This window comes from Hydrogenophaga sp. UC242_53, from assembly GCF_042696965.1.
In the GTDB taxonomy this organism is placed as follows: domain Bacteria; phylum Pseudomonadota; class Gammaproteobacteria; order Burkholderiales; family Burkholderiaceae_C; genus Hydrogenophaga.
Window position 1 is genome coordinate 2,796,464 of record NZ_CP170552.1, and the last position, 16,284, is coordinate 2,812,747.

Sequence of the window (16,284 nt, forward strand, 5' to 3'; positions counted from 1 at the left end):
CTCGGCGGGGTCCGCCGGCTTGGGGGCTTCACCGCCCTCCTCGGCCAGCGCGTTGTCGATGGCGGTGGCGTCGTCCACGTGGGCGGGGAAATACGGCCGGTCGCCCAGGTGGCGGCCGCCGCGGATCATCGCGAGGTTCACGCAGGCCCGCCCGCCGTGCACCTTCACCGCGAGCACGTCCACGTCCTTGTCCGACACGGTGTCCATGGCCTGCTGGTGCAGCACGCGCGAGAGCGCGCTCATCTGGTTGCGGATCTCGGCGGCCTGTTCGAACTCCAGCTTCTCGGCGTGCGCGAGCATGCGCTGCTCCAGCGTGTCGAGCACGGCCTGGGTCTCGCCGCGCAGGAAGCGCTCGGCGTCGCGCACGTCCTGCGCATAGGCCTCGTGGTCGATCAGATCCACGCAGGGGCCGCTGCAGCGCTTGATCTGGTACAGCAGGCAGGGCCGCGTGCGGTTGGCGAACACCGTGTCCTCGCAGGTGCGCAGGCGGAACACCTTCTGCAGCAGGGTGATGGATTCCTTCACCGCCCAGGCGCTGGGGTACGGGCCGTAGTAGCTGTGGCGGCGGTCGACCACGCCCCGGTAGTACGCCATGCGCGGAAACGCGAGCGAGGGCGAGGGCAGGCGGGCCGAGGGCTTGAACACCTCGCGCGTGCCGGTGATCTTGAGGTAGGGGTAGCTCTTGTCGTCGCGGAACAGGATGTTGAACTTGGGGTTCAACGTCTTGATGAGGTTGTTTTCCAGCAGCAGCGCCTCGGCCTCGGAGCGCACCACGGTGGTCTCCATGCGCACGATCTTGCCGACCATGTGGCCGATGCGCGTGCCGTCGTGGTTCTTCTGGAAATAGCTCGACACGCGCTTCTTGAGGTTGCGCGCCTTGCCCACGTAGAGCAGCTGCCCCTGGGCGTCGAAGTAGCGGTACACGCCGGGCAGGCCCGGCAGTGCGGCCACCTCGCTGAGCAGTTGTTCGGAATGCGTGTCGGACATGGGCGCGTATTGTGGCCCGTCCCCGCCAGCCCCGCCGGCGTGCGGGCCTCAGCGCGAGCCGAGCGTCTTGCGGAAGAAGGCCAGGATGGCCTGCGCGGCCTTGTCGCGCGCGGCGCGGTCGCCCTGCACGTGGGCGCCAATGGCGCTGCACGACTGCCGCGTGAGCGCCTGCAAGGCCTCGCCGCTCACGCGCTGGCCGGTGTTGCGGTCGTAGGTGGCCAGCGTGTCGATGTCGAGCTCCAGCGGGCAGGTTTCCAGCGTGCGCTGCGCGCCGCGCACGTTGAGGCGGCGCGTGTCGTCCTGGTCGAACTTGTGCATCGCGCCTTCGAGGGTGACGAACTCCACCGGCGTGCCGGCCTTGCCGATGCGATCCGCGTAGTCGCGGCAGGCGCCGATGGTCGTGTAGTCGTCCGCATCGCCGTGCACCCACAGCATGGGCGCCTTGGTGGTGAACACGCCGGGCTTGACCATCAGGCGGAACGCGCCCACGCAGCCGCCCGAATACATCGGCACGTGGGCGGCGAAACGCAGGTTGTCGGGCAGCTTCTGCGCCGCCGCGATGCGCTCGACCGCCGTGCGCCAGGTGGTGATGCCCCCGCGTGAGAACCCCATGATGGCGATGCGCGCCGGGTCCACGCGCGGGTGGCTGGCCACGAGTTTGAGCGCGGCGAAGGCGTCGGCGGTGTCGGCGGCGAAGGGCACTTGCGACTGGTCCTCCGCCGTGCTCTTGACGCCCCGAGGCCCGAAGGAATCCACCGCCAGCACGGCGATGCCCGCGGCGTTGAACTGCCTGGGCCAGAAGTCGAGCATGGCGTCGTAGAGGCCGCCCGAGCCGTGGATCAGGATCACGGCGGGCCCGCGTTCCGTGCCGGCGGGCAGGAACCAGTGCCCCACCGGCTGCGCCGGCTCGCCCTGCCCCGGCCCCTTGAGCAGGTCCGGCAGGCTGCGCGGGGTGCTGCTGGCGAAGGCATAGCGGCCGGTGGGAGGGCCGGCGCTCATGTCGGCGATGAGGTCCTGCGCGGCCAGCAGGGGAGACAGGAGCACCAGGGGCAGTGCGGCCAGCCAGGGGGTGAAGCGTCGCAAGGCCATGGTGCGGGTCTCCGCGCCTTCAGCGACCCAGCGGGCCCGGCCTGCAGCGCCCGCAAACTGTAGCCCGGCCAGCGGGCGCCGCCAAGCCCCGACAATGGCGCCCATGCGCTGGGACATTTTCTGCAGGGTGATCGACAACTTCGGCGACGTGGGCGTCTGCTGGCGGCTCTCGGCCGAGCTGGCCCGCCGGGGCGAACAGGTGCGCCTGTGGCTGGACGACCCGCAGGCCCTGACCTGGATGGCGCCCGGCGCGCAGCAAGGCGGCGTGCCGAACATCGAGGTGCGGACCTGGACCTCGCCCCTGCCCGCCGGCCAGGCCGACCCGCAGCCGCCGGCCGACGTGTGGATCGAGGCCTTCGGCTGCGAACCGCCGGCCGAGTGCATCAAGGCCCTGGCCGCCCGCGTGGCCACCGGCGCGCGCGCGCCGGTGTGGATCAACCTGGAGTACCTCAGCGCCGAGCCCTACGTGGAGCGCTCGCACCGCCTGCCCTCGCCGGTCATGAGCGGGCCGGCGCGCGGGCTCGGCAAATGGTTCTTCTATCCGGGCTTCACCGCGCGCACGGGCGGCCTGCTGCGCGAACCCGATCTGCTGGCGCGCCAGGCCGCGTTCGACGCCGAGGCCTGGCTGGCCGATCTGCGGCTGCCGGTGCGCCCCGCGGCCCGCCGGGTCAGCCTGTTCTGTTACGAACCCGCCGCCCTGCCCGCCGTGCTGCGGCAGGCGGGGCAGGACGCGGCGCCCAGCGACTGGCTGGTCACACCGGGGCGGGCCTGGCAGGCCGTGCAGCAAACACCCCCGCCCGGCCGGGGCTGCCGGCTGCACGCCCTGCCCCTGCTGAGCCAGCGCGATTTCGACCACCTGCTCTGGGCTTGCGACCTCAACTTCGTGCGTGGCGAGGATTCGCTGGCCCGCGCCCTCTGGGCCGGCCGCCCCTTTGTCTGGCACATCTACCCCCAGCACGACGGCGCGCACCACGCCAAGCTGGAGGCGTTTCTGGACTGGCTGCAGGCACCGCCCTCGCTGCGCGCCTTCCACCTGGCGTGGAACGGCATCGGCCCGCAGGCGGCCGTCTGGCCGGATGCCGGCACCCTGGCCGACTGGCACGGCTGCGCCCGGGCGGCGCGCGAACGCCTGCTGGCCCAGGCCGACCTGTGCAGCCAGCTGGTCCGTTTCGCACTGGAAAAGCGATAAAATTCGAGGCTTTGCGGAAAACCGGGCCGGATTCGATCCCACGCACCATTCCGCGCCCAACCGTTGGAATCCCTATGAAAATCGCTCAAGAACTCCGCGCCGGCAACGTCATCATGCACGGCAAGGACCCGATGATCGTCCTCAAGACGGAATACAGCCGTGGCGGCCGTGGCGCCGCCACCGTGCGTCTGAAGCTCAAGGCCCTGTTGAACAACATGCGCACCGAAGTCGTCTGCAAGGCCGACGACAAGATGGACCAGATCATCCTGGACAAGAAGGAGTGCACCTACTCCTACTTCGCCGACCCGATGTACGTCTGCATGGACGCCGAGTACAACCAGTACGAAGTGGAAGCCGAGAACATGGGCGACGCCCTGAACTACCTCGAAGACGGCATGACCGTCGAAGTGGTGTTCTACGACGGCAAGGCCATCTCGGTCGAACTGCCCACCAGCGTCGAGCGCGAAATCACCTGGACCGAGCCGGCCGTCAAGGGCGACACCTCGGGCAAGGTGCTCAAGCCGGCCAAGATCGCCACCGGTTTCGAAATCTCCGTGCCGCTGTTCGTGGCCCAGGGCGACCGCATCGAAATCGACACGCGCACCGGCGAATACCGCAAGCGCGTCTGAGCGTTACACGCCCACGACCCACCCTCGAAGAGGCTCCTGCGGGAGCCTTTTCACTTTCCGGCCTCCGCACGCTGCCCCCTCCCTCCGCATGGACCTGATCGCCCGCATCGCCGACGTCATCATCCCGGTGTTCCTGATCGTGGCGATCGGCTTCGCTTACGCGCGCCGGCAGGCGCCCGACATGGGCACCTTCAACCGCATCGCGCTCGACGTGCTCGCGCCCATGCTGGTGTACTCGGCGCTCGCGTCGCGCGACTTCGTCATCGCCGAGCACCTGGTCCTGCTCGTGGGGGGCGCGGTGATCATCCTGGGCGGCGGCCTGCTGGCCTGGGCCCTGTCTCGGGCCTCGGGCGCGCAGCCGCGCACCCTGGTGCCGGTGGTGATGTTCAACAACTGCGGCAACATGGGCCTGCCCCTGGCGCTGCTGGCCTTCGGCCCGGCCCACTTCGGCGCGGCCGTGGCGCTGTTCTCGGTCAGCAACCTGCTGCACTTCTCGCTCGGCGCGCGCATCACCAGCCGCATGGCGCGCACGCGCGACCTGCTCACCAGCCCGCTGATGATCGGCACGGCGCTCGGCTTCGCGAGCGCCCTGACCGATGTGCGCCCGCCCGACGTGGTGCTCTCCGGCCTGAAGCTGCTGGGCGACGCGCTGCTGCCCATGATGCTGTTCTCCCTGGGCGTGCGCCTGACCGCGCTGACCCGCGAGGGCCTGGCGATCGGCCTGCTCGGCGCGCTGGCCCGCCCGCTCATCGGCCTGGCCATCGCCCTGCCGCTGGCCTGGGCGCTCGACCTGGAAGGTGCGGCGCGTCGCCAGCTGCTGCTGTTCGCCGCCTTGCCTCCCGCCGTGATGCAGTTCATGCTGGCCGACCGTTACCACCAGGAGCCCGACAAGGTCGGTGCCATGATCATGCTGGGCAACGCGCTGGCCGTGGTCTTCGTGCCGCTGGCCCTGGCGCTCGCCCTGTGAGCGGCATCATCCGAATCACACGACAAACGAAGGAATCCCACCATGGCAGCCCCCCAAGACCTCAATGAACGCCGCCTGGCCGATGCCTGGGCCGAACTCCAGACCCACGCCAACGAAGGACTGCCCCTGCAGGCCGACGCCTACCGCCTGGCGTTCGCCGACCCCGAATTCCTGCTGCGGCGCGAGACGCGCGGCATCCGCCTGCAACTCGAGATGCTCAAGCCCGACCTCGCTCAGCGCGAAGCGGGCATCGAGAACACCATCGTCGTGTATGGCAGCGCGCGCTTTCGCGAAGCCAGCGAGGCGCAGGAGCAGCTGGTGCGCGCCGAGCGCAGCGGCGACGCGCGCGAGATCGCGCGCGCGCAGGCCATGGTGCGCAACGCGCACTACTACGACAAGGCGCGCGAGTTCGCGCGCATCGTGGCCCGCTACAGCTCGAGATGCGCGAAGGCCGAGCAGCTTTTCATCTGCACCGGTGGTGGCCCCGGCATCATGGAAGCGGCCAACCGCGGCGCGCACGATGAAGGCGCGCCCACCGTGGGCCTGAACATCGCGCTGCCGCACGAACAGGCCGCCAACCCCTACGTTTCACCCGAGCTGAGCTTCAAGTTCCATTACTTCGCGCTGCGCAAGATGCACTTCATGATGCGCGCCAAGGCCCTGCTGGCCTTCCCCGGTGGCTTCGGCACGCTCGACGAGCTGTTCGAGGTGATCACGCTGGTGCAATGCAAGAAGTCCAAGCCGGTGCCGATCCTGCTGTTCGGATCGGACTACTGGAAGCGGCTGATCAACCTCGACGTGCTGGTCGAGGAAGGCACGATCTCGCCCGAGGACCTGAACCTGTTCAAGTACGTGGACGATCCGCAGACGGCGTGGGAGCACATCCTGCGCTTCTACGACTTGAAAGCCTGACTCACGGCGCGCGAGGCGCGTCTGCCAGAAACGCCGAGGAACCGGCTTCGCCGGGCCTCAGGCGTTGTCCCCTTTCAGGGGGAAGCCGCGTCAGCGGCGCAGGGGGTTACTCCGGCCCCCAGCCTCCGCCCAGGGCCTTGTACAGGTTCACCTGGTTCTGCTGTTGTGCCAGGCGCGTCTGCGCCAGCGCCTGCTGGGTGGCGAACAGCGAGCGCTGTGCGTCCAGCACGTCCAGGAAGCTCGCCACGCCATTGCGGTAGCGCAGCTCGGCCAGGCGGAAACGTTCGGCTTCGGCCGTGGCCTGCACCTGCTGCGCGCTGAGCTGGTCGCCCAGCGTCGCACTGCCAGCCAGCGCATCGGCCACTTCGCGGAACGCGGTCTGGATCGCCTTTTCGTACTGGGCCACCGCGATGTCGCGCCCGGCGTTGGACGAGTCCAGATTGGCGCGGTTGCGCCCCGCATCGAAGATCGGCAGCAAGGCCTGCGGCGCCATCGTGAAGCCCCAGGAGCCGTCTTTGAACAGGCCCGAGAGGCTGCTGCTGGCCGTGCCCGCCGTCGCGGTGAGCGAGATGCGCGGGAAGAACGCGGCGCGCGCGGCGCCGATGTTGGCGTTGGCGGCGATCAGCTGCTGCTCGGCCTGGCGGATGTCCGGGCGGCGCGTGAGCAGGTCCGACGGCAGGCCGGCCGGCACGTCGCGCAGCATGGACGCGGCAGGCACGGGCGCGGTCGGCACGACCACCTCGTTGGCATTGGCGCTCTGCGCGGGCACGGTCGGCGGCACGGGCAGCAGCTCGGCCGGCGGCGCCTGGCCGACCAGCAGCGTGAGGGCGTTGATGTCCAGCGCGCGCAGGCGGCGCTGCTGCGCCAGCGCGGACTGGGCCGCGGCGGTCAGCGACTCGGCCTGGCGCAGGTCCAGCGCGGAGGTGGCGCCGTTGTCGAAGCGCAGCTTGCTCAGGCGCAACGAGTCCTCGCGCGCTGGCGCACGGTGCGCTCGGTCAGCACCAGCAGCTCGTCGTTGGCCTGCAGGCTCAGCCAGGTGCTGGCGACAGCCGCCACCAGGCTGGTCTGCGCGGCGTGGCGCGCTTCCTGGCTCGCGAGGTACTGGGCCAGGGCCGCTTCCTTCAACGCACCAAGGCGGCCGAAGAAATCGATCTCCCAGCTGCTCAGGGCCAGGCCCACGCTGTAGACGCTGGTGATGCCACCATTGCCGTCGGGCTGGCGGTTGCCGGTGGCGGCCAGGCCGATGGTCGGGAACTGGTCGGCGCGGCGGATCTGGTACTGCGCGCGCACCTGCTCGATGTTGAGCGTGCGCACGCGCAGGTCGCGGTTGTTCTTCAGCGCCAGCGCGATCAGCTCGCGCAGCTTGGCGTCACCGATGAACTCGCGCCAGGCGACGTCAGCGCCCGACTTGGCATCGGTCGCCGCCGCGGGCTGCGGGCCAGGAAACTGCGAGGCCACCGGCGCCTCAGGCCGCTCGTACTTCGGAATGAACGAACAAGCCGACATCGCGGCAACGGCCAGCAGCGTCAAGCCGAGGCGCGACAAGCGCCGAGGCGAAACATCCAGGGCATCGGCGGAACTGGCTTCGCCAGGCCGCACGGTGCGCCCCCTGAAGGGGGTGCCGCCGAAGGCGGCGCGGGGGTGGGCATTCTTAAACATCGATTTGCACTCCTGGGCCATGGTGGGCGGCCGCTTGTTCGGCATCCCGCTGGTGCTGGCGTTCGCTGCCCTTGAACAGGGTGCGAACCACCACAAAGAAGATCGGCACGAAGATCACCGCCAGCACGGTGCCGGTGATCATGCCGCCGATCACGCCGGTGCCGATGGCGCGCTGGCTGGCCGAGCCGGCGCCCGAGGCGATCGCCAGCGGCAGCACACCGAGCGTGAAGGCCATCGAGGTCATGATGATGGGGCGGAACCGGATGTGGGCCGCTTCCAGCGCCGCCGCGATCACGCTCTTGCCCTGCGCCTGCAGGTCCTTGGCGAACTCGATGATCAGAATCGCGTTCTTCGCCGAGAGGCCGATGATGGTGATCAGCCCCACCTGAAAGTACACGTCGTTCGAGTAGTCGCGCATCAACGTCGCCAGCAGCACCCCGAGCACGCCCAGCGGCACCACCAGAATCACCGACAGCGGAATGGTCCAGCTCTCGTACAGCGCGGCCAGGCAGAGGAACACGGCCAGGATGGCGAAGGCGTACAGGATGACCGCCTGCGAGCCGGCGAGCTTTTCCTCGCGCGTCTGGCCGGTCCACTCGTAGCCGATGCCTTGCGGCAACTGGGCCGCGAGCTTCTCCATCTCGGCGATGGCCGCACCCGTGCTCATGCCGGGGGCGGCGCTGCCGCTGATGCGCACGGATGGGTAGCCGTTGTAGCGCACCGTCTGCATCGGGCCGGTGATCCATTTCGTGGTGGCGAAGGCCGACAGCGGCACCGCCTGGCCCTTGTTGTTCACCACGTTCAGGCGCAGCAGGTCTTCCGGTTGCATGCGGGCGGGCGCGTCGGCCTGCACCACCACGCGCTGCAGGCGGCCGGCGTTGGGGAAGTCGTTGACGTAGCTCGAACCGAGCGAGGTGCCGATGGCGGCATTGATCACGTCGAAGCCCACGCCCAGGGCGTTGGCCTTGTCGCGGTCGATGTCGATCTGCAGCTGCGGCGCGTCTTCCAGGCCGTCCGGGCGCACCTGGGTGATCACCTTGCTCTGCGAGGCCATGCCCAGCAGCTGGTTGCGCGCGCTCATCAGCGCGTCGCGGCCCAGACCGCCCCGGTCCTGCAGACGGAAGCTGAAGCCGGACGAGGCCCCCAGTTCGGGAATGGGTGGCGGGCTCAGCGGGTAGATGAACGCGTCGCGGATGCTCGAGAGCGCGCCGAAGGCCCGCCCGGCCACCGCCTCGGCCGAACTGCCGGGCGCGGTGCGCTCGGCCCAGTCCTTGAGCGTCACGAAGGCCAGCGCCGCGTTCTGCCCCTGACCGGAGAAGCTGAAGCCCAGCACGCCGACCATGCTTTCCACCTCGGGCTGCTGCAGGATGAAACCTTCCACCTGCTTCATCACATCCAGCGTGCGCTCCTGCGTGGCGCCCGGCGGCAGCTGCACGTTCACCAGCAGCGTGCCCTGGTCTTCATTGGGCAGGAACGACGTCGGCAGGCGCATGTAGACCACGGCGGCGGCGGCGATGATGGTCACGTAGATGATCAGCGTGCGACCGGCGCGCGGCAGCAGCGCGGCCACGCCACGTTCGTAGCGTTTGGCGGTGCGAGAGAAGCCGCGGTTGAACCAGCCGAAGAAGCCCGTCTTCTCGTGGTGGTGGCCGGCCTCGACCGGCTTGAGCAGGGTCGCGCACAGCGCGGGCGTGAGCGACAGGGCCAGGAAGGCCGAGAACGCGATCGACACGCCCATCACCGCCGAGAACTGGCGGTAGATGTTGCCCACCGAGCCAGCGAAGAACGCCAGCGGCACGAACACCGAGATCAGCACCACGGTCACACCGACGATGGCGCCGGAGATCTGCGACATCGCCTTGCGGGTTGCCTGCAGGGGCGGCAGCCCCTCCTCGCTCATGATGCGCTCGACGTTCTCCACCACCACGATGGCGTCGTCCACCACGATGCCGATCACCAGCACCATGCCGAACATGGTCAGCACGTTGATGGAGAAGCCCATGGCCAGCAAGGCGCCGAACGTGCCCAGCAGGGCCACCGGCACGACGATGGTCGGGATGATGGTGTAGCGGATGTTCTGCAGGAACAGGAACATCACCAGGAACACCAGCAGCATGGCTTCGCCCAGGGTCTGGGCCACCTGCGTGATGGAGATCTTCACGAAGCGCGAGCTGTCGTAGGGGATCGACCATTTCATGCCGGTGGGGAAGAAGCGCTCGAGTTCGTGCATCTTGGTGCGCACCGCCTCGGCCGTGGCCAGGGCGTTGCCGCTGGGCGAGAGCTGCACACCGACACCGACCGCGGGCTTGCCGCTCAGGCGCGCCGACGTGGCGTAGGCCTGGCCGCCGAGTTCGATGCGGGCCACGTCCTTGAGGCGCACGGTGGCGCCGTCGGCGCTGGCGCGCAGCACGATGTTGCCGAACTGCTCGACGCTGCCAAGCTGGCCGTTGACCACCACGGTGGCCGCGATGCTCTGGCCGGCCACGTTGGGCAGCGCACCGATCTCACCAGCCGAGACCTGCGCGTTCTGCGCGCGGATGGCGTTGTTGACGTCGGACGCGCTCAGATTGAAGCCGAGCAGCTTGGCCGGGTCGATCCAGATGCGCATGGCGCGCTCGGAACCGAACAGCTGGGCCTGGCCCACACCGGGCAGGCGCTGCAGCTCGGGCACCACGCTGCGCGCGGCATAGTCGCCCAGCGCCACGGGGTCCAGCGCCGGATCGTCGCTCGAGAGCATGGCGAACAGCAGGAAGTTGCTGTTGGACTTGTCCACCCGCACACCCTGCTGCGTCACCGCCGCCGGCAGGCGCGGCGTGGCCCGGGACAAGCGGTTCTGCACGTCCACCTGCGCCAGTTCCGGGTCGGTGCCGGTCTCGAAGCTCAGCGTGATGCTGCCGCTGCCATCGGCCTGCGCGACCGATTCCATGTAGATCAGGCCGGGCGCGCCGTTCATCTCGCGCTCGATCACCGACAGCACGCTGTCTTCCAGCGTGGCGGCCGAGGCACCGGGGTAGGCGGTGTTGATGACGATGGCCGGCGGGGCCACCGGCGGGTACTGCGCGATCGGCAGCTGCGTGATCGACACGCCGCCGATCACCATGATGAAGAGCGCGATCACCCACGCGAAGATGGGTCGGTCAATGAAGAATTTCGCCATGTCGGGCGCTCCTTACTTCGCGGCCTCGGGCGCCGGGGCCGCGGCCGCCGGGGCGGCCGGTGCACTGCCGGGCGCCTGCCAGGGCACGGCCTTCACGGGCGTGCCAGGCGGCATCATCTGGAGCTTCTGGAAGCCGTCGACCATGATCTGTTCGCCGGCCTTCAAGCCGTCGAGGATGACCCACTGGCCGTTCTGCTGCCCGCCCACCTTGACCTGGCGAGGAGCGATCTTGCCGTCGGCGCCAACCACCGAGACGGTGTCGCCTTGAGCCGAGCGCGTCACCGCCTGTTGCGGCAGCGTGATCGCATTGCCGGCCTTGGCCTGCTCCAGGCGCACGCGCACGTACAGGCCCGGCAGCAGCGTGCCCTTGGGGTTGGGCACTTCGGCGCGCAGCGTCACCTGGCCGGTGGCGCTGTCCACCGTCAGGTCGGCGAACAGCAGGCGGCCGGGTTGTTCGTACACGGTGCCGTCTTCCAGCACCACCTGCACGGCAGCGGCTTGCGAGCCCGCGCCCTTGAGCTGGCCGTTGTCCATGGCCTTGCGCAGTTTGAAGACCTCGGCGGCGGACTGCGTGAAGTTCACGTACATGGGGTTGATCTGCTGGATCACCGCCAGCTGCGTGGCCTCGCCCTGCCCGACCAGCGCACCTTCGGTCACCAGCGCGCGGCCGATGCGGCCCGAAATGGGCGCCGTCACACGGGCATAGCCCAGGTTGATGTTGGCGGTCTGCACGGCCGCCTTGCCGGCCGCGACGTCGGCCTCGGCCTGCTTCTGGGACGCGACGGCCGAGGCGTATTCCTGCTGGCTGATGGCGTTTTCCTTCACCAGCGGAGCGTAGCGCTCGGCCAGCGCCGTGGCCTGCGTGAGGTTGGCTTGCGAGCGCGCCAGGCTGGCCTGGGCGCTTTGCAGGGCGGCCGAGTACGGCGCGGGATCGATGCGGAACAGGGGCTGGCCTGCCTTCACGTCGCTGCCCTCGCGGAACAGGCGCTCCTGCAGGATGCCGGCCGCGCGGGCCCGCACCTGCGCCACGCGCGACGCTTCCAGGCGGCCTGGCAGTTCGGTCGTCAGGCCCACGTCGCCGGGGGCGACCGTGACCACGCCCACTTCGGGGGCCGGCATGCCACCACCCGGGGCGGCAGCCTGCGGGGGAGCGGATTCGCCGCAGGCGGCCAGCACCGCGGCCAACGCGAGGACGGACAAGCCACGCCACAACGGGGCCGGGGGCAAGGGGGCGAACCGGGTGCGCGAAACGGGCACTGACTTGATAAGGCTCAAGGCGGGCATGGGAGTCCTTGGGTATGAAAGAGGGATGGCGCGCAACGGCAGGGAATACCCTGACGGGTTGTGCTGTCGCAAAACGGCGAAGTATACATACATACAAGAATGTATGTATAGTCCTAACCATCCCCACGGGCTTCCATTCTGGAGACACACACACCATGGTTCGACGCACCAAAGCCGATGCGCTGGCCACCCGCCACAGCCTGCTGGATGCTGCCGAGCATTTGTTTCAGGAGCGAGGCGTCTCCCGCACCTCGCTCAACGACATTGCCACCGCCGCCGGCACCACGCGCGGCGCGATCTACTGGCACTTCAAGGACAAGGCCGACTTGTTCAACGCCATGATGGAGCGCGTGACCATGCCCCTGGAGGGCACGCTGGCCTGCACCGCGCGCACGGCGGACACCACCGCCAACCCCCTGCTCTCCCTGCGCGACTCGATCATGAACGCGCTCCAGCAGACCGCCAACGACGAACAGACCCGCCGGGTGTTTGAGGTCGCCACGCACAAGGTGGAGTACGTGGCCGAGATGCAGGCGGTGCGCGACCGCCATCTGCAGGTGCGCAACGAATGCACGGCCATGACCGAAGAGATCCTGCAGCAGGCGGTGCAGCGCGAAGGCATCCAGCTGCACATCCCGCTGGGCACCGCCGCGCTCGGCCTGCACGTGATCATCGACGGGTTGATCCAGAACTGGCTGCTCGACCCCGAGGCTTTCGATCTCGTGAAGAGCGGGCGCGACACGATGGACGTGTACCTCGCCGGGCTGGGCTTCACCCAACCCGCCGCGCGGGCCCCGCAACGCGCGGCCGCTCCGCGCAAGCTCGCACCCGCCTAAGGCATGCGCTGAGGCGCCTCGGCCGAAGGCGCCGGCAGGCGCCAGGCCAGCGGCGAACCCAGGCCGACCACCGCGCCCACGAGCCAGAACACCGCGCCCACCCCGATCAGGGCGCCGGCCGAGCCGAACATCAGCGGCATCACCACGCTGGACCCATTGATGGCCATGGCGCGCAGGCCCAGCGCCTCGCCGTGGCGGTGGTGCGGCGTCATCTGGTGCAGCGAACTCATGATCATGGGTTGCACCGACCCGAGTGCGAAACCCAGCAGCACCGAGAGCGTGCCCATGGCCCAGGCCGCGTGCACCATGGGATAGGCCGCGAACAGCAGCGCGGTGGCCAGCATGGCCGTGCCGATCACCACCGACTCGCGCAGGTGCGAGGCCAGCCAGGGCAGGAGCAGGCGGATCGCGGTGGCGGCCAGGGCGAAAGCGCCGAGGATGGTGCCGATCACGGTCGCGCTCAGGCCGCGCTCGTGGCCCAGCACCGGCACCAGGAAGGTGTGCACGTCCCAGCAGGACGACAGCATCCAGTTGATCATCATCAGCTGGCGAAAGCCCTTGTCCTTCAACAGGTTCCACGACGAGCCGCTGGCCTGGCGCAGCTCGGGCGCCACCGGCTCGTGCTCGACGGTGTGCCGCACGCCATACCAGGCCAGCGAGGGCAGCAACGCGAGCAGCAGAAAGGCGGCGCGAAAACCGAAGCTGTCGATCATCACGCCCGCGGCGAAGGGCCCGAGGAAGTTGGAGATCGAAGGGCCGATGGCCATCCAGCTGAACACCTGCTTGAGCTCGGTCGGGCCGTGCGCGAGGCGGCCCACGTGGCGCTGCAGCGCGATCATGGCCATGCCCGTGGCCGCGCCGCAGGTCAGCGCGGTCAGGCACAGCACCGGGAACACCGGAAAGGCCACCGCCAGCGCCGCGCCGGCCGAGGCCACGGCCACCGAAAGCATCACCGGTTTGCGCAGGCCACGCCGGTCGGCGTAGCGGCCGGCGGGCAAGGCCATGAAGACGGGCGCCAGCGCGAACAGGGCCAGCAGCATGCCCACCGCGGCCGGGCTGTAGCCCTCGCGCAGCGCCATGAGCGGCGCGGCCATGCGAAACCCTGTCATGCAGGCATGCAGGCAGATCTGCGCCGCGATGAGGCGCCAGAGGACGGATCGGAGCTGGGGGTTCAAGCGTCTCCGTTGTCGGTGGGGTCCAGCGGCAGCAGCGCGCTGGCCTGGTCCTGCGGCAGGGCTTCCACCGCCTTGAGCGCGCGGCCCATGGCGCGGCTGCGCGTCTCGGCACTGTCCAGCGTGTTGAGCACGGTCTGCGTCTGGCTCTTCACGCGCGCGAGCACGTCGCCGAACTTGCCGAACTCGGTCTTGACCGCGCCCAGCACCTGCCAGACTTCGCTGGAGCGCTTTTCCAGCGCCAGCGTGCGAAAGCCCATCTGCAGCGAGTTGAGCATCGCCATGAGCGTGGTGGGCCCGGCCAGGGTCACGCGGTGCTCGCGCTGCAGCACTTCCATCAGCCCCGGTCGGCGCAACACCTCGGCGTACAGGCCTTCGGTGGGCAGGAACAGAATGGCGAAGTCGGTCGTGTGCGGCGGCTGCAGGTACTTGTCGGCCATGGACTTCGCTTCGAGCCGGATGCGCTGCTCCAGCCCACGCGCGGCCAGGTCGGCGCCTTCGACGTCGGCGCGCTGCTGCGCATCGAGCAGGCGCTCGTAGTCCTCGTTGGGGAATTTGGCGTCGATGGGCAGCCAGCAAGGCGCGCCATCTTCGCTGCGGCCGGGCATCTTGATCGCGAAGTCCACCGTGAAGCGGCTGCCCGGCTTGGTCATCACCTGCACGGCGTACTGGTCGGGCGCGAACACCTGTTCGAGCAACGCGGCCAGCTGGGCTTCGCCGAACATGCCGCGCGTCTTCACGTTGGTCAGCAGGTGCTTGAGGTCGCCCACGCCCTGCGCCAGCGTCTGCATTTCGCCCAGGCCCTTGTGCACCTGCTCCAGGCGGTCGGCCACCTGCTTGAAGCTCTCGCCCAGACGCGCCTGCAGCGTGCTCTGCAGTTTCTCATCGACCGTGGCGCGCATCTCATCGAGCTTGGCGGCGTTGTTCTGCTGCAGTTGCGCGAGCTGCGCGTCCAGCGTGGTGCGGATCTCGGCCAGGCGCCGCGCGTTGCCTTCGCTCATGTCCTGCAGCTGGCGCGTGAGCGTGTCGCCCAGCGTGCCGCGCAACTGCACGAGTTGCAGGGCGAAGGCGTCGAGCTGGGCGTTCTGCGTGCGCGTGGCCTCGGCCTCCTGGCGCGACAGCGTTTCCTGGAAGGTGCGCAGGGTCTGCTGCATTTCCTGGCGCCCGCCACGCGACTGCTCGCTGATCTCGCGCCGCAGTTCGCTTTCCACCCGCTCCACGCGCTGGCCCACCTGCTGCCCTTGCTGCTGCACCTGGTCGAGCAGGCGCTCTCGGTGCGCGAGCTCCTGGGCATCCACCGGCGCACGGCGCAGCAGCAGCCACAGGCCGAGCGCGAGGTTGAGCGCCACCCCGATCAGCAGCAGCCAGAGAAGCAGGTCGTTGCTCATCGTGTCGTTCAACGCTGGCCCGCCACTTCCGGGTTGAGCGGCGTGAGGGTCTTGCCCTGCGTGAGGTAGGCGATGACGTTGTCGGCCGCCAGGTGGGCCATCGCCTTGCGGGTGGTGATGGTGGCGCTGGCGATGTGCGGCGTGAGCACGATGTTGGGCACGGTGAGCAGGTCGGGGTGCACCTTGGGCTCGCCCTCGTACACATCCAGCCCGGCGGCGGCGATGCGCTTCTCGCGCAGCGCCACGGCCAGCGCCGCGTCGTCCACGATGCCGCCGCGCGCGATGTTGACCAGCGTCGCCGTGGGCTTCATCTGCGCGATCTCGGCCGCGCCGATGGCGTGGTGCGACGAGGCGCTATAGGGCAGCACGAGGATGAGGTGGTCGGCCGTCTTGAGCAGCTCTTCCTTGCTCACGTAGCTGGCCTTGCATTCGGCTTCCGTCGCCGCGTCGAGCCGCGAACGGTTGTGGTAGATCACCTTCATGCCGAAGCCGTGCGCGCCGCGCCGCGCGATGGCCTGGCCGATGCGGCCCATGCCGAGGATGCCCAGCGTGCTGCCATGCACTTCGGCGCCCGCGAACATGTCCAGCGCCCAGCGGTTCCACTGGCCGGCGCGCAGGAAATGCTCGCTCTCGGTGAGGCGGCGGGCCGTGCGCCAGCAGCAGCGCGAAGCCGAAGTCGGCGGTGGTTTCGGTCAGCACGTCGGGCGTGTTGCTCGCCAGCACGCCCGCGGCGGTGATGGCCGGCAGGTCGAAGTTGTTGTAGCCCACGGCGATGTTGGCCACGATCCTGAGTTGCGGGCAGGCCGCGATCAGGGCCGCGTCCACGCGCTCGCTGCCGGTGGTGATCACGCCCACCTTGCCCTGCAGGCGCTCGATCAGCTGGGCCGGCGCCAGCGGTGCGTCGTCCTCATTGGTGTCCACATCGAAGTGCTGCCGCAGCTTGTCCACCACCTCGGGGAAGACTTGGCGGGCAACGAAGATGGCGGGGCGGGAGGTCATGGCGGGAGGTTCCTTC

General features: G+C 69.3%; 10 protein-coding genes and 3 pseudogenes. 5 read left to right on the top strand and 8 right to left on the bottom strand.

The features are described 5' to 3' along the window. Positions 1–9: 9 nt before the first annotated feature. Both uvrC and ACFJI0_RS14065 read right to left on the bottom strand, forming a co-directional pair. Positions 10–987: pseudogene (uvrC, locus tag ACFJI0_RS14060) on the bottom strand (excinuclease ABC subunit UvrC); the annotation flags it as partial. Between the two features lie 48 nt (positions 988–1,035). Then, positions 1,036–2,076: a dienelactone hydrolase family protein gene (locus tag ACFJI0_RS14065; protein ID WP_382320546.1), complete on the bottom strand. Its 1,041-nt coding sequence runs from the start codon at positions 2,074–2,076 to the stop codon at positions 1,036–1,038. A gap of 103 nt (positions 2,077–2,179) precedes the next feature. Between ACFJI0_RS14065 and earP the strand changes: the two genes are divergently transcribed. The 4 genes from earP (at position 2,180) to ACFJI0_RS14085 (ending at position 5,773) form a co-directional block, all read left to right on the top strand. Further along, positions 2,180–3,265: an elongation factor P maturation arginine rhamnosyltransferase EarP gene (gene earP, locus ACFJI0_RS14070; RefSeq protein WP_382320548.1), complete on the top strand. Its 1,086-nt coding sequence runs from the start codon at positions 2,180–2,182 to the stop codon at positions 3,263–3,265. Positions 3,266–3,339: 74 nt separating this feature from the next. Beyond that, positions 3,340–3,894: an elongation factor P gene (gene efp, locus ACFJI0_RS14075; RefSeq protein ID WP_382320550.1), complete on the top strand. Its 555-nt coding sequence runs from the start codon at positions 3,340–3,342 to the stop codon at positions 3,892–3,894. 88 nt (positions 3,895–3,982) lie between these two features. Further along, a complete protein-coding gene (locus ACFJI0_RS14080) occupies positions 3,983–4,861 on the top strand; it encodes an AEC family transporter (RefSeq protein ID WP_382320552.1) in 879 nt (292 codons plus the stop codon). Positions 4,862–4,903: 42 nt separating this feature from the next. Further along, positions 4,904–5,773: a TIGR00730 family Rossman fold protein gene (locus ACFJI0_RS14085; RefSeq protein WP_382320554.1), complete on the top strand. Its 870-nt coding sequence runs from the start codon at positions 4,904–4,906 to the stop codon at positions 5,771–5,773. 106 nt (positions 5,774–5,879) lie between these two features. Here ACFJI0_RS14085 and ACFJI0_RS14090 read toward each other — a convergent pair. The 3 genes and pseudogenes from ACFJI0_RS14090 to ACFJI0_RS14100 form a co-directional block, all read right to left on the bottom strand. Next, positions 5,880–7,279: pseudogene (locus ACFJI0_RS14090) on the bottom strand (efflux transporter outer membrane subunit). A 145-nt stretch (positions 7,280–7,424) separates the two neighbouring features. Beyond that, positions 7,425–10,589 (bottom strand): efflux RND transporter permease subunit, encoded by a 3,165-nt coding sequence (locus ACFJI0_RS14095; protein WP_382320556.1) that lies wholly within the window; start codon positions 10,587–10,589, stop codon positions 7,425–7,427. A gap of 12 nt (positions 10,590–10,601) precedes the next feature. Next, positions 10,602–11,873, bottom strand: a complete 1,272-nt coding sequence (locus ACFJI0_RS14100) for an efflux RND transporter periplasmic adaptor subunit (protein ID WP_382320558.1) — start codon at positions 11,871–11,873, stop codon at positions 10,602–10,604. A gap of 155 nt (positions 11,874–12,028) precedes the next feature. Here ACFJI0_RS14100 and ACFJI0_RS14105 point away from each other — a divergent pair, with 155 nt between their 5' ends. Then, the gene (locus ACFJI0_RS14105) at positions 12,029–12,709 is read left to right on the top strand and encodes a TetR family transcriptional regulator (RefSeq protein ID WP_382320561.1); all 681 of its coding nucleotides are present in this window, start codon (positions 12,029–12,031) and stop codon (positions 12,707–12,709) included. Here ACFJI0_RS14105 and ACFJI0_RS14110 read toward each other — a convergent pair. From ACFJI0_RS14110 to ACFJI0_RS14120, 3 genes and pseudogenes are all read right to left on the bottom strand, one after another. After that, complete coding sequence (locus ACFJI0_RS14110; protein ID WP_382325649.1) at positions 12,706–13,818, bottom strand: MFS transporter; 1,113 nt, start codon at positions 13,816–13,818, stop codon at positions 12,706–12,708. The two genes, ACFJI0_RS14105 and ACFJI0_RS14110, sit on opposite strands and share 4 nt — an antisense overlap. 62 nt (positions 13,819–13,880) lie before the next feature. Further along, positions 13,881–15,269, bottom strand: coding sequence for a DNA recombination protein RmuC (locus ACFJI0_RS14115; RefSeq protein WP_382320563.1), 1,389 nt, complete (start codon positions 15,267–15,269; stop codon positions 13,881–13,883). Positions 15,270–15,277: 8 nt separating this feature from the next. Continuing rightward, positions 15,278–16,268 (bottom strand): annotated as a pseudogene (locus ACFJI0_RS14120) (2-hydroxyacid dehydrogenase). Positions 16,269–16,284 lie beyond the last annotated feature (16 nt).

Coding starts and splice junctions, on each gene's coding strand:
- ACFJI0_RS14085 (WP_382320554.1), top strand. CDS start 4,904: ATGGCAGCCCCCCAAGACCTCAATGAACGCCGCCTGGCCGATGCCTGG.
- ACFJI0_RS14115 (WP_382320563.1), bottom strand. CDS start 15,269: ATGAGCAACGACCTGCTTCTCTGGCTGCTGCTGATCGGGGTGGCGCTC.
- ACFJI0_RS14110 (WP_382325649.1), bottom strand. CDS start 13,818: ATGACAGGGTTTCGCATGGCCGCGCCGCTCATGGCGCTGCGCGAGGGC.
- ACFJI0_RS14080 (WP_382320552.1), top strand. CDS start 3,983: ATGGACCTGATCGCCCGCATCGCCGACGTCATCATCCCGGTGTTCCTG.
- earP (WP_382320548.1), top strand. CDS start 2,180: ATGCGCTGGGACATTTTCTGCAGGGTGATCGACAACTTCGGCGACGTG.
- ACFJI0_RS14065 (WP_382320546.1), bottom strand. CDS start 2,076: ATGGCCTTGCGACGCTTCACCCCCTGGCTGGCCGCACTGCCCCTGGTG.
- efp (WP_382320550.1), top strand. CDS start 3,340: ATGAAAATCGCTCAAGAACTCCGCGCCGGCAACGTCATCATGCACGGC.
- ACFJI0_RS14095 (WP_382320556.1), bottom strand. CDS start 10,589: ATGGCGAAATTCTTCATTGACCGACCCATCTTCGCGTGGGTGATCGCG.
- ACFJI0_RS14105 (WP_382320561.1), top strand. CDS start 12,029: ATGGTTCGACGCACCAAAGCCGATGCGCTGGCCACCCGCCACAGCCTG.
- ACFJI0_RS14100 (WP_382320558.1), bottom strand. CDS start 11,873: ATGCCCGCCTTGAGCCTTATCAAGTCAGTGCCCGTTTCGCGCACCCGG.